At 45.9% G+C, this 13,988-nt stretch carries 9 protein-coding genes and 2 pseudogenes; 9 read left to right on the top strand and 2 right to left on the bottom strand.

What is annotated here, in order from left to right; all coding sequences use genetic code 11:
• Positions 1-521: 521 nt before the first annotated feature.
• From H5300_RS22560 to H5300_RS22525, 8 genes are all read left to right on the top strand, one after another.
• Positions 522-1,730, top strand: coding sequence for a NupC/NupG family nucleoside CNT transporter (locus H5300_RS22560; RefSeq protein WP_004729974.1), 1,209 nt, complete (start codon positions 522-524; stop codon positions 1,728-1,730).
• 337 nt (positions 1,731-2,067) lie between these two features.
• The gene (locus H5300_RS22555; protein ID WP_054542452.1) at positions 2,068-2,337 is read left to right on the top strand and encodes a hypothetical protein; all 270 of its coding nucleotides are present in this window, start codon (positions 2,068-2,070) and stop codon (positions 2,335-2,337) included.
• A gap of 113 nt (positions 2,338-2,450) precedes the next feature.
• The gene (locus H5300_RS22550; RefSeq protein ID WP_182796951.1) at positions 2,451-3,884 is read left to right on the top strand and encodes a TolC family protein; all 1,434 of its coding nucleotides are present in this window, start codon (positions 2,451-2,453) and stop codon (positions 3,882-3,884) included.
• Positions 3,881-5,167, top strand: a complete 1,287-nt coding sequence (locus H5300_RS22545; RefSeq protein ID WP_182796950.1) for an efflux RND transporter periplasmic adaptor subunit — start codon at positions 3,881-3,883, stop codon at positions 5,165-5,167. The genes H5300_RS22550 and H5300_RS22545 overlap by 4 nt, the downstream gene beginning before the upstream one ends.
• A 2-nt stretch (positions 5,168-5,169) precedes the next feature.
• Entirely contained in the window at positions 5,170-8,376 is a 3,207-nt protein-coding gene (locus H5300_RS22540; protein ID WP_182796949.1) for an efflux RND transporter permease subunit, read from the top strand.
• Between the two features lie 154 nt (positions 8,377-8,530).
• On the top strand, positions 8,531-9,241 hold the full coding sequence (locus tag H5300_RS22535; RefSeq protein ID WP_054542448.1) for a response regulator transcription factor: 711 nt from the start codon (positions 8,531-8,533) through the stop codon (positions 9,239-9,241).
• Positions 9,238-10,491, top strand: a complete 1,254-nt coding sequence (locus H5300_RS22530; protein WP_182796948.1) for a HAMP domain-containing sensor histidine kinase — start codon at positions 9,238-9,240, stop codon at positions 10,489-10,491. Before H5300_RS22535 ends, H5300_RS22530 begins: the two co-directional genes overlap by 4 nt.
• Positions 10,491-11,102, top strand: coding sequence for a trans-aconitate 2-methyltransferase (locus H5300_RS22525; protein ID WP_182796947.1), 612 nt, complete (start codon positions 10,491-10,493; stop codon positions 11,100-11,102). The genes H5300_RS22530 and H5300_RS22525 overlap by 1 nt, the downstream gene beginning before the upstream one ends.
• 127 nt (positions 11,103-11,229) lie before the next feature.
• Here the strand turns inward: H5300_RS22525 and H5300_RS22520 are convergent, their stop codons facing one another.
• The gene (locus tag H5300_RS22520; RefSeq protein ID WP_054543022.1) at positions 11,230-12,378 is read right to left on the bottom strand and encodes a DUF3541 domain-containing protein; all 1,149 of its coding nucleotides are present in this window, start codon (positions 12,376-12,378) and stop codon (positions 11,230-11,232) included.
• Positions 12,379-12,661: 283 nt separating this feature from the next.
• Between H5300_RS22520 and H5300_RS22515 the strand changes: the two are divergent.
• Positions 12,662-13,867, top strand: a pseudogene (locus H5300_RS22515) (diguanylate cyclase); the annotation flags it as partial.
• A 7-nt stretch (positions 13,868-13,874) separates the two neighbouring features.
• Here the strand turns inward: H5300_RS22515 and H5300_RS22510 are convergent.
• Positions 13,875-13,988, bottom strand: a pseudogene (locus H5300_RS22510) (IS630 family transposase); the annotation flags it as partial.

Below are 13,988 nucleotides of genomic sequence, written 5' to 3'. Positions count from 1 at the left end.
TTGTATTGCTTCCAGTTGGTTGTTTTGTAACGAGGCTTAGGCATAGGGCTACGAGAGAGGGTGGAGGTAGCTGATCAGATCGTAGGTTCTTGATTTAGTTCCATTGAATTACGCAACAAAGCCGCTTAACATTACAAATTCAACTTCTACAGGTTGTTTACAGTTTTTATGCACACAAATGACGATAAACACAGCGTTTTGTTTAATCCTTGACCGCGCGATCGTTTGCGTCAAAAAATGTGATGAAAGTCTCACTTAACTGTTTATACTTCTTTTCCGGTTTTAAGCCGGTGCTTAGCCAATACAAGCCGTCACATGGATATGTGAATGACCCCACGGACCGGACCAGCTACGTTCCACTGCTTGTATAAGGTGATTTTTACATGAACAACTCGTTGTTACAGTCGCTAACGTTGTTAGCTCCTTCATCGCGTAGCGTTTTGCTTGCGGTTCTTTGTCCTATTCCTTTGATGTCATTCGTTTGGCTCATGTTCACTCTTTAAGGATTACTAGGACACATTATGAATATTCTATTTGGTCTTGTCGGTGTTATTGCACTGATTGCTTGCGCATGTCTGTTATCTGAGAGCCGCTCTTCTATTAACTGGAAAACGGTCTCTCGTGCACTATTACTTCAAATCGGCTTCGCTGCTTTGGTGTTGTATTTCCCTTGGGGACAACTGGCGTTAACAAGCCTAAGCAACGGCGTTTCGAGCTTGCTTGGTTTTGCGGACGTTGGTATCGCTTTCCTATTTGGTGATCTGGCTACTGAAGGTTTCATTTTCGCGATTCGCGTACTTCCAATCATTATCTTCTTCAGTGCTTTGATCTCTGCGCTTTATTACTTAGGCGTTATGCAGAAAGTGATTCAAGTTCTTGGTGGAGCGGTGCAAAAACTGCTGGGCACCAGTAAAGCTGAATCTCTAGTTGCAACAGGTAATATCTTCCTTTCTCAGGGTGAGTCTCCTCTTCTTATTCGTCCCTTTTTAAAGTCTATGACTCGTTCTGAACTGTTTGCTGTAATGGCGGGCGGCATGGCGTCAGTGGCCGGCAGTGTGCTGGGTGGCTATGCAGGATTAGGTGTTGAGCTTAAATACCTTATTGCAGCAAGCTTCATGGCGGCTCCGGGCAGCCTATTGATGGCGAAGATCATTGTTCCTGAGCGTAGTACTCCGAGTGACTACGACCACATTGAGCTAGATAAAGCTGACCAAAGCAACGTGATCGATGCATTAGCAAGTGGCGCAATGAACGGTATGAAGGTAGCGGTCGCTGTCGGCACTATGTTGGTTGCATTCGTGAGTGTGATTGCAATGGTCAACACAGGTTTAGAAAGTCTAGGCGAAATGTTCGGTTTTGCGGGCATTACCCTGCAAGCTATCTTCGGTTACCTATTCTCGCCTCTTGCATGGTTAATTGGTATCCCGAGTGATGAAGTATTAATGGCGGGTTCTTACATCGGTCAGAAGATCGTAATGAACGAGTTTGTTGCATTCATCGACTTCGTTGAGAACAAAGCTCTGCTGTCTGAACATAGCCAAGTCATTGTGACTTTTGCATTGTGTGGTTTTGCCAACATTGGCTCTATCGCGATTCAATTAGGTTCGATTGGTGTTATGGCACCAGAGCGCCGTGCAGAAGTGGCGAACTTAGGTTTGAAAGCAGTAGCGGCTGGTACGTTAGCAAACCTAATGAGTGCATGTTTAGCGGGCATCTTCATCCTGCTTTAAGCTAGATTAAGTTAAAGTAGCTAGATTCAATAAAAGCGCTTAAATTTAGTAAAAGCGGGTATCTTACTTACGGAGTTTACGTAAGAAGGGTATCCGCTTTTTTGTGCCTACTGGTTAGGTTGATGCAGATTCAAACCACCACTTTCATTACTCTGTCGTGTATAAGGCTCACTCGGAAGAGTAATAGAGCAAGCCTGTTTTATCCGATATACTTGAATATCATCAGGTTGCGATTAATATCGTTCGGTTTCGACTAAGAACATTCGATTTCGACTAAGCACATCCGCTTTCGATTAAGAATAATGGCAACCAAGTCCAATTAATCAAGGGTCTTCCCATGAATATGCGCGTTCTCATCGGTCTTATCACTGCCTTTATCGGCTTGTTTGCGATGGTTTATCTTATTGCTGGTGGTACTCAGTTCCCTATCACTCAGTGGCCGCAAGAGGCTTACCACGGTTTAGTCTTCAGCATCGTATGGGGCACTGGTGTCGCCGCATCGGTGGCGTACTTCTTCTCGGCATTGGTGTTTGTGACCATTGCAGTGGTTTGCTATGCGATTGGTTATAAGATCGGTGGGCTCTTTTCTAGCAAGTCAGAAGCATAAAACAGAAGTTTAAACGTACACTTTTTGCATTTTCTTTGGGGTTAACGTTCGCCTTAACCCTCCCTTAACCTCCCGCTCGTTATCTTGTCTCCATTCTTACAGGAGACAAGAAGATGAAATTGAATCTTCCTTTAAAATATTCCCTTATTTCACTTGCTCTAATCGGGTTGATCGGTTGCACGACAACCAGTCAGGCTGACTATGTTTCGTTAGCTGAGCAAAGCACTAATCAGACACAACAAAGCTTACTCGCAGAGCTGATTCAACAGGCTTCTAGTGATCAAACGTCTACTAAACAAGATCTAGACGCTGAGAATCTACAACTCACCGATCTCGTGAATGCGCCGGAGCTCGATCTCTATATCGAGCGCGCTCTGCAGAACAGTCCAAGCCTTCAACAAAGCATCACAGCACTCAAAATTGCCTATGCACAGCAAGGTGTGACGTCTGGCGACCGCTTACCAACCGTCGATGCGAGTTTTTCTGGTCAAGCTGATGAAGGCACTAACGGCTCAAGCACCACTGAAACCTACAACACGGATGTCACGGTCGGTTGGGAGTTGGACTTATGGCAGAAATTAGCAGACACAAACAGCGCCGCGTTAAAAGACATTGCGACGTCTCAGGCTAACCTTCAGGGCGCTCAAGATCTTTTGGTCGCGAGTGTGATGAGAGGTTGGCTTGATATCAGTTTGAAGCAGCAGCTTGTTGATATTGAAACGCAGCGCTTGGTGATTCTAGAAAACAATGAAGAACTTGTTTTAGAACGTTATCGCACAGGGTTAGGTAGCCTTGAAGAGCTAGATAACGCCAAAACCAGCAGCGCATCGACTCAAGCAACCTTGGCCGATTACCGCGAGCAACTTGCACAAAGTCGACGCGCGTTAGTTTTGTTAACGGGGCAGTGGAGTGGGGAGTCTGAGGAGTTATCACTTGCGGACCTCGGTTCATTCCCAACCATCATTAACCCGCTAGACAATATGCCGACGCAAGATCTGGCAGGGCGTCCGGATCTTCAAGCGGCTTTCTTCAATATTGAAGCAGAAACACTGCGTGCTGATGCTGCATATAAAGCGATGCTGCCTTCGATCAGTTTATCTGCAAGCCTAACCGATATGGCGGAATCTCCGAGTGAAGCGCTGCTTACTGGACCTTTGTGGAGTGCGCTTGGTCAAGTGTCGGCACCACTGTTTCAAGGTGGCAAGCTGAAAGCACAGGCTGAGATTGCGGACCTAACCACAGAAACCAGTTACTGGGCTTACCAAGAAACCCTACTTACTGCGGTGAATGAAGTGGAGAACGCGATGGGTCAAGAGTCCTCACTAACGCTTCAACAGCAACACCTAACGAACGCCTTGGTGAGCGCACAACGCAGCTTCACCAGCTATGAAGAGAAATACCGTCAGGGTTTGGTCGACATTTTTGATCTACTTACTGTTCAGCAACAAACCTATGACCTTGAAGCGCAGTTAACACAAACCATTTATAACCGTCTCGTTAACCGAATTGATTTAGGCCTAGCTCTGGGCTTAGGAGTATCTTCATGAAACTGAACACCATCACAATTGCAATCACCCTTGTTGCGGGTTCAAGCATTTTTGCTGCCCTTGCTTACAACGGTTCTCAAGTGGCTCCTGCTCCTGAAAAGGCGAATGAACTAACAGTTTCCGAGTCTCAAGTTATGGTTGCTGACACTAAGTCTATTGGGACAACGTCTGTTGAAATGACGCCTGTTGAAACGACCACCTTAGCCGCCGCACAACAACAGCAAGTGTCTGTGGTACTTGCCACTCTCGGTGACTACCAAGCGGAAGTGGTAGGCTACGGAGAAGCGAAGTCGCGCTATGAGTTGATGTTTTCAACAGAAGTTAGTGGCCGAGTAGAAGCAATCAGCTCGCAGTTCGAAACCGGGCAAGTGATTGGCCAAGGTGACGTGATCGCCAATATCGATTCGACCAGCTATCAACAAGCGGTAACCCAAGCCAAGGCGAATGTGGCTCAAGCTCAATTGGATTTATTGGAAGAACAGAGACAAGGCGAACAAGCTAAGTCTGAATGGCAACGATCTGGTTTGTCTGGCGAGCCGGATTCACCTTTGGTGTTGCGTGAACCACAACTGGCACAAGTAACAGCGGCCTTAGAGAACGCCAAGCTTGAATTGGTAAAGGCTGAGCAAGACCTCGAAAAAACGACCTTGGTTGCCCCTTTTGATTCGTTGGTCGTGAGCCGTGATGTTCAACCGGGAAGCTACGCACAAACGGGCGCACAGATAGCCACGTTATACAGCGTTGATGAGGTTGAGGTTTCTGTTCCTTTGTCTGAAAGCCAATGGTTGAGCTTACCAAACAGCGATAACTCGCAATTGAAAGAGCAGCCGTGGCCAGTGACTCTGTCGAGCTCTGATGGTCAATACCAGTGGCAAGGTTATGTCGAGCGAGTTGAGCAGCACTTACAACAAGACACACGTCAGCGCTCATTGATCGTGAAAGTCGATAACCCTTTGGAGCAAGAGAAAGATCTTTATCCAGGCACGTTTGTGCAAGCGACGATATCTGGTAAGCAGTTAACCCAATTATGGGAGCTTCCTGCTTCAGCACTTTCGCAGCAGGGTGACCTGTGGTTTGTAGACGACAACGGTCTGCTTTCTAAATCAAACGCGAATGTTGAGTTTGAAAAGGGCGGTTTGATTTACATCGACCCAACCAAACTGAGCAGCTCTACCGAGCTAAATAGCCTTACAGAATCAAATAGTGACAGCGTGCAAGTGGTCAAGCGTCCATTAAGCAGCTTTAAATCAGGCATGGTTGTGCTGGCTAAGGCGGAGGGTTAGTTATGTCTAACGAGCTGAAACCTAATAACAAAGCGCGCTGTGATCACCAAGTGCACAGTAACCAGACGTCGAGTAAGTCACATACTGGCGTAATCGCGTGGTTTGCTAACAACTCTGTGGCGGCGAACTTACTGTTAGTGGGCGTGATCATCATTGGTGTGTTGTCGCTTAACACGTTACGTAAAGAAGCATTCCCGAGCCTAGAACCCGATGTTGTCACTGTTTCAGTGACTTATGACAGTGGTGACCCTGTTCAGGCGGAAGAAGGCCTTGCGATTAAGATTGAAGATGCGTTAGAAACCGTACCGGGCATTAAGCGTATTACGTCAACTTCCGACGCGAATGGCAGTCACGTTTCTATTGAAAAAACGAGTACCTATGACCTTGATACCCTGTTAACCGACGTTAAAACTAAGGTTGATGCGATCAATAACCTGCCTGCAGGCGCTGACAATCCTGTGATTGATAAGGCTCGCATGCAAGATCATGCTTTATGGGTGCAGCTCTATGGTGACGCAGACCGAGCAACGTTGCAGAGTTTAGCCGAGCAACTTAAGTCGGACTTACTGAGCCAATCGGCGATTCGTGATTTGGAAATCAAAGCCAAAGCCGATCCTATGATCTCGGTTGAGGTTGATGAGAACAAGCTCCAAGCTTATGGATTAACACTGACTGACGTTTCTGAAGCGATCAATGCGGAATCTTCTGCAGCTATCTCGACCAGCCTTCGCAATGGTGAAAAAACGGTTCGTTTGAAGGTATCTGAACAGGCGTACGAACTGCAAGATTTCAACGCGATTCCGGTGATGACGACCACTGATGGCACTCAAATTACATTGGGTGACATTGCTAACGTTGAAGACATGTTTGCCGATGACACCTTCATGCTTTCTCGTTACAACCAACAGAATGCGATGGCGATTCAGATCGTGATGGATGAATATGGAGACGTCGTCAGCATCGTTGAACAGGCTCAACAAGTGGTGGATCGCTGGGAAAACAGCAACATGCTGCCTAATGATGTCGAGATTGAAACTTGGTACGACAAAAGCACCATGATCAAAGACCGCTTGAGCCTGTTAGTGAAGAACGCGCTCACCGGTATCGCTTTGGTATTCATCGTGTTAGCGGTGTTTCTCAACGTGCGTGTCGCTTTCTGGGTAGCTGCGGGCTTACCGTTCGTATTCTTTGGCACCATGTTCTTCATGACAGATACCTTTATGGGGTTAACCATCAATGAAATGACCACCTTTGGTTTCATTATGGCGCTCGGGATAGTGGTCGATGATGCGGTGGTGGTCGGGGAAAGTATCTACTCCACCCGCAAGGAAGAAGGCGACTCGATCGGCAGTACCATTCGAGGCACCATGAAGGTGGCATCACCGACTATATTTGGTGTGTTGACGACGGTTGTTGCCTTCTTAGCGCTAGCTAACGTTGAAGGTAAAATGGGGCAGATTTACGCTCAATTCGGCACAGTCGTGACTATCTGTCTGTTGCTGTCTTTGGTTGAGTCTAAATTCATTCTGCCATCGCACCTCGCACACATTAACACCAAGCGCAGCGACAAAAAGGGGCTGTGGGCTCGTGTTCAACATGCTGCCGATACAGGACTAGGTTGGTTTAATCAGCGCATCTATTGCCCTGTGATTGAATGGGCGCTGAAACTGCGTTATGCCGTGGTGATGGTTTTCTTGTCGCTACTAATATTAGTAGCAGGACTACCAATGACTGGCGCGGTTCGTGTGGCGTTTTTCCCAGATATGCCGGGCGACACCGTGACTGCTGATATGTCGATGCAAAACGACGCGAGCTTTGGTCAAACACAACAAAACTTATTAGTGCTTGAAGCGGCGGCAACACAAACAGATGAAACTCTGAGAGCGCAATACGGTGCTCAAGATGAAGCATCGGAACTGCTGAGCCTTCAGGTTATCGCCGATGCTGATGATTCTGGCCAAGTTAAAATTGAATTAGATAGCGACAGTGTCTACACATCGAACGAGTTTGCAGATGCGTGGCAAGAGACAGTGGGCACGATGGAAGGGGTTAAGAAGCTCAAAATCTTGTCTAAAATGGAGATGGTCGACAACTTCAAAGTCGAGCTAAAAGCGTGGAATGAAGAATCAGTTTCGGCGGCGGGCAATGAGTTCTTGACCAAGCTTCAAGCTATTGACGGTGTGAGTGGCATTGATCATAACTTGGATCTGGGTGAGCCTCAGTATCGTTTCGAATTAACACAGCAAGGTCGCGCGTTGGGGTTTGATACTGCAAGCCTTTCGCAACAAGTACTACAAGCGTTTGGTGGTGACATTGTTCAGCAATTCCAACGTGGTAAAGATGAGGTGAAAGTCCGTGTTCGTTATCCTGAATCGGATCGTCAAACCATTGCGGATATCAAACAATCGAGCGTGAGAACCAACGACGGTACCGTGGTGCCTTTGAGCACAGTCGCTAAAGTATATTCTGATTACCAAGTATCAGAGATCACACGCATTGATAGCCAACGTGCTGTGTACATCAGTGCAGTATTGGACAAAGAGGTGGTTGCGCCTGCTGAGCTTGTTCATCAGTTGCAAGACACATTAGTACCCGATTTAGAAGCGCAATATCCGGGGCTAACGGTCGACTTTGCTGGCGAAACGGAAGAGCAAGAAGAAACCGCGAGTTCAATGATGAGCATGTTTGTACTCGCCATGATTGCTATCTACACGCTGCTTGCTATCCCGCTGAAGTCTTATATTCAGCCTGTGATCATTATGACAGCGATTCCATTTGGTATTGTTGGGGCAATCTTAGGACACTGGTGGAATGACTTAACAATCAGTATCCTATCGCTAAACGGTATTCTAGCGTTGAGCGGTGTGGTAGTGAATGACAGCTTGTTGTTGGTTTCTCGTTTTAACGAATTGATCAAAGAGCAGGGGAAATCGGTTCACGATGCGATTGTTGAAGCGTGTTCTGGTCGACTAAGAGCCGTTTTACTCACATCGGTCACCACGTTCGCAGGTTTGACGCCACTATTAAGTGAAACGTCTCTGCAGGCTCAATTCCTGATCCCAGCAGCGGCGGCACTAGGTTACGGCATTTTGTTTGCGACGTTTATTACATTGATTCTGACGCCAGCATTGTTAATGATCCAGTGTGAAATTAAGTCTCTGATTCTTAAAGTCACAAATCGAGTCAAAGGCGTTGAACAAACGGCTTAACAATGGCTAAGCTAATGATGATATTTAACGGGTGGATGCCGAGTTAGTCTCAGCAGCATCTGTTTAGGTTCATTACAGTCAAAGATCCATAGGCTAAGGCATTTCAGAACCGCGCATTACCAGCCACAATATAACTAAAATAGAGGTCGTCATGATGGCAGAATCCGTCACCAATAAACTCACAGATAAGCTTCAATTGCTTTTGGTTGAAGACGACCTTGATTTAGCCACTGCTGTTATTGATTACCTCGATTTAGAAGACATCCAGTGTGATCATGCAGCAAATGGTTTAGCTGGACTCAATCTCATAGAAACTAATCGCTATGACGCAGTAATTCTCGATCTCAACTTGCCAAAAATGAATGGCTTGCAGGTTTGTGAGAATCTCAGAGCGCGGGGTATTGATACACCCGTTTTGATGCTGACGGCGCGTGATACGCTCGATGATAAACTGACAGGCTTTTCAAAAGGGGCCGATGACTACTTGATCAAACCATTTGCGATGGAAGAGTTGATTGTTCGAGCTCAAGTATTGGCAAAGCGGCGCAGTGGTCAGGTTAGCCGCTTATCGGTGAGCGATCTCGAGATCGACCTTAAACAGCATCAAGCTTATCGTGCGAACTCACCTCTCAAGCTTTCCCCAACTGCGCTCAAAATTTTAGAAGTTTTGATGCGATCTAGCCCTAATCCTGTTTCACGAGAGACGATCATGCAGGGCGTGTGGGGCGACGACCAACCAGACAGTAACAGCTTGAAAGTACACATCTTTAATTTGCGTAAACAAGTGGATGCAGAACAAGACAATAAGCTACTGCATACTATTGCGGGCAAAGGTTTTGCGATTAAGGAGTTACGACAAGAATGAAGATCAGACCAAGTTTAAGGATCTACGTCTTATTGGCGATTCTGGTCACTGGTGTGACGACGATTCTGGTTCTTTCTGCATTGAGCGTAAATTACTTTGTCTCTGGGATGGATATCGCTATGCGTGGTTCTATGATTGCCCAAGCGCAACAAGATGCGGTGAAGCCAGGCAAGCCGATGACTAATCAAGAATTTACGGTGGCGACCCAATGGAGCGACTTGCCACAAGGTATTCAGAACAACCTTAACCAGAACGAACTGCAATTCAACCGCATGACCAAAATGATCATTGGCAAATCTATATTCTCACCTCCCGAGAAAGGCTATTTCGCCATGAAGGTAATGAAAGGTGATGAGGTTCGTTATGTTTCTGCGGTGTTTACGCAAAGGCATGACCAATTTATGAAAGATGACGGGCTTCCGCACTTTGTGATGATTTTATTGACCGCATTGGGTGCGATTGTATTGTTTTTCGTTATCTTGGTTTTGGTGTTACGTAAGGTGGCATCGCCTGTTGAGCAGCTAAAGAACTGGGCCAAATCGTTAGATAAAGATAACCTCAATGAACCGACACCAGATTTTCACTTCAGTGAACTGAACACCTTGGCTCACATCATTCGTGATAGTTTGAGTTCGGTTCAAAACAGCTTAGAACGAGAGCAGAAATTTTTGGGTTACGCGAGCCACGAATTACGTACCCCTATTGCGGTCACAAGAACCAACAGTGAACTGCTAGAGAAGCTGATTCAAAAGGGAAAGAGCCCAGAAAAGCAGCTTGAAGTGATAGACCGAATTAAGCGCGCGGGTTTCACCATGACAGACCTGACAGAAACCTTGTTGTGGCTTACCCGACAACAAGACAAAGATCTGCCTCTGGAAAACGTACATCTTGGCGAACTGTCGCAACAGATTACCCACGATTTAACCTATCTATTGAATGGTAAAGCGGTGGTTGTGAATCTTGAAGGCGACGACACACAATGCCAGTTACCAGTTGGACTAACCCGAATCGTGCTGACCAATTTGATTCGCAATGCTTTCCAGCACACAGGAAGTGGTACCGTGGATATCGTTCAAGTGGGTTCAAAAGTCACCATTGTTAACAACAACACTGATGGCACGGCAGAAGACAATCATTTGGGCTTTGGTCTAGGGTTAGAGCTCACTGAAAAGCTGCTTGCGCAATATCAATGGCAGTACCATAACCAAGAGCTGGCTGGTGGCCGTGAAGTGTGGGTGGATTTCTCGTAATGCACTGGCGTGATCGTTTTAAGGTGTATTGGTATCACCGAAAACAGACTAACCGCTCGAATGGCGATAAGGCCAAAGCTCTAGGTTGGACTAGTGAAGAGAGTCAATTGTGTCGCTTTGAAGTGATCGCTCGTTCAGCTGACTTCGAAAAGAAGAGTGTTTTAGATTTGGGTTGTGGCTATGGCGAGTTGTTTGAACTGCTCGACAGCATCTATCGTATTCAATCTTACACCGGTGTTGACCAACATGCAGGCTTTCTAAAAAAGGCTAGGCAGAACTACACAGAAGATCGTTGTCAGTTTTTGTCGGGTGACATCAGCAAAATGAACCTTGAGGCGCATGACATTGTTATCGCCAGTGGTTCACTGAACTACATCTCTCGTGATCCTGACTATCTGACAAACATGATTACTCGTATGCTTGAGTTGGCGAATCAGACGGTGATTTTTAATCTTCTCAACTCAAGCCAATATCCTTCACGTAATACCTTGATGAGTTATCACCCTCAAGGTGTCTATCGTTTCTGTAAAACGCTCTGTGATGATGTCTCTTTAATAGAGGGCTACGCAGAAGGGGATTTCACGATAGTGATGAACAAGGTCTGCTCCTAAACCTAAACCTAAACCAGAGCGAAGTGATGGTGTGGAAAGAATTAAAAAAGCCGCAGGCCTTGAAAGGTATGCGGCTTTTTGGGTTCTATGACCAACCTAAGTATCTAAGACCAGCCTAGGTATGCTGCTAGTTCTTCGGTGGTTGGTTTTTAATGAGTCCGTAAGGGATGTTAGTAAACACTTTAGGATTGCCTTCATAGGTCGGCGCTTCATTCACTTGCTGCCAATCGAGCAGCATGATTGCTAGCACGTTGCGGTGTTCACCGTACTCAAGATCAAAATCACCAGTGATAGAAGGGATCATGCCTTGTTTCTCATCGATAGAAGCTTGAATCGCGAGCCGAGTTTTCTCGACTACTGGGTCATCTTCTAAACCTGCCAGTAAGAAGGTTAATCCAACCTCAGCAATCACATCTTCTTTCGCACGCAGCAGAATCGTATCGATGTTTTCTCTGAAGTAATCGTAGATCCATTGATGATCTTGCTCGCTCACTTGATGCTGATAGTACTCGGAATCACCAAAGATGACGTGTGTCATGCCGTAGAGTTTGTTGCCAAATTGCTGACTTGAAAGCTTCTTATCTTCATCGTCTGGATACGCTTTCTTGAAGGTGTCGACGAACTCATCAACGACATCTTGTTCACCCAGTTGGCGCAGCCAGTAGACTTGATTGGCGAGTTGAGCCGCCCACGCTTTCACCATGTCTTCGTTGGTCACGTATCGTGAGAAGTCATAGCGACGAATGATTTCGCGCAGCTTAGCATCGTTCTTGTGCTCTAAACCGTATTCATTAGCACGAGCCATAGAGCCTAGGAGGTCAACACCAAGATAAAGATATTCAGGCATGTGCTTGGTGATGTTGTAACGTCGAACACTGCGCTCATCGTTATCGCCAACATAAGAAGCAACGCGCTTCTCTGAGTAGAGTACGATTTGTTCCATGGTATGAACGTCATTCGACAGGGTGCTGAGCTTACTTGCCACTCGTGCCATGTCACTCCATACCGCAGCAGAATACTTATCGTCTAATGTTTGGCGATACATGCGCAGCCCGTAATGACCTTCTTTGAATGCAGGCAGAGTGTAAAGCTGGCTTTCGTAGGTCGTACGAATGAGGTCTGCAGATTGTTTGAAAGATTGTTCATGAGAGTTGAGAGAATCTGCTTGGGTTTGAATACTCGGTACATTTGTCGCCAGAGCGTTCTCTTGTGCGTGAACAGCGACCGTAACTGAGGCTGATAGTAATGTGCACAGTGTAATCGTTTTTAGCTTCATGTCGTGAGGTACCAAGCTGATTAATAGTCTATGTAAAATAACATCGATGAATCCATTAATGTAAGGTTTGAGTCAATACAATGTAAGCTTTATAAGGTTCACTAACCCTTTTTGATTAATCAATTAGTATAACCAACAGACCTGAAGTGATGAATGGCACAATATTTGATAGATAGTAGACGTTAGTATAGATTTTTAGTGACTTAGCGGCATACTGGAGCAATAAGCCAGAAATGAGCCGTTATAAGGCAGTATATAGAACAAAAGTGTTAGAGGTTCGTAAATGCCAAGTGGTTCTAGCAAGCAGTGGTCTGCTAAGGTTGTGTCTTTTCTTTTTTTCCTTGCGATAGTGAGCGCGATTGAGTTCTTTCACGCCAAGCAATTAACTTTTCTTAAAAATGAATCGTATTCTGAGGGAAAAAAACAATTATCCATTATTCGTTCTCGGATCGAAGCCGCGATCGTGTCAGATATGTATATCCTCAACAATTTCTCGACCTTAGTGACCATCAACCCTGATGGGGAGGTGAAGAATTGGGACAAGATTGCTGAGAATATCATTCAAGATGGCTTCCATATTCGACTTATTGGGCTCGCCAAAGACGACATTCTAAACTTTGTTTACCCTATGGAAGGCAATGAGCAGATTCTTGGTATTAATTATCGCGATTATCCCAACCAATGGGAGTCTGTTGAGATAGCCCGTAATCTCGGTAACACTTTTATTGCTGGGCCTTTTGAATTGTTTCAAGGTGGTCAAGCACTCATTACGCGAACTCCGATCTTTCGAGACCCACCTTTTAATCAAGACTATTGGGGTGTATCCAGTGCTGTTATTGGCTTAGATGAGCTGTTTGAAGATGTCGGAATTGGGAAAATCGAGAACAAGTACGAACTCGCAATTCGCGGTGCCAACAGTTCGGGTAAAGATGGCCCTGTTTTTTATGGCACCCAGGGTGTGTTCGATAATGCGTTTGCCACCGAGCAGGTGAGCTTTCCTTACGGTGGTTGGTACCTTGCTCTCTCCGGTAGTGAGCATGTATTGATGGACGTGCCTTGGTATCGAGTTCAAGCGGTAAGGCTGGTGGGTTACTCCATAATGTTAGTGCTAGCGATTGCCTTTATGACTATTTATCGCCTGTATCTAATTGCTGATAGCCGTTCTATGCATGATGAGCTCACGATGTTACCGAATCGTCGATACTTCATGTACAGCCTCAAGCAGGCATTTAAAACCACTCAAAAGCAGAGAGCGAGAACCTTTGCGGTTGTCAATATCGATCTGGATGGGTTTAAAGCGATTAACGACACGTTTGGTCATGCGGCCGGCGATCAGGTCTTAGTTGAATGTGCTAAGCGTATAAAGAGTGAGTTGCGCGGTTCAGACATCGTGGCAAGGATAGGAGGCGATGAGTTCTTAGTTTTATTGCCACGCATCATCGATGATCAACATGTATCGTCGATTGTGGCTAAACTTCGTAAGGTGATATACCCAATCAACTTGAAGATGCGGGCTTGAGCACTTGAAAATTATCATTTATTCGAGACGTCAAAGAGTCTGCGATCTCAGGTAGAGTCACAATGCAAAAATTCTCGATGGCTTCTCTGAA

This window comes from Vibrio sp. SG41-7 (genome assembly GCF_014164465.1).
Lineage (GTDB): Bacteria > Pseudomonadota > Gammaproteobacteria > Enterobacterales > Vibrionaceae > Vibrio > Vibrio splendidus.
Note: the sequence above shows the minus strand (reverse complement) of the source record. Positions and strands in the feature narration are given on the sequence as shown.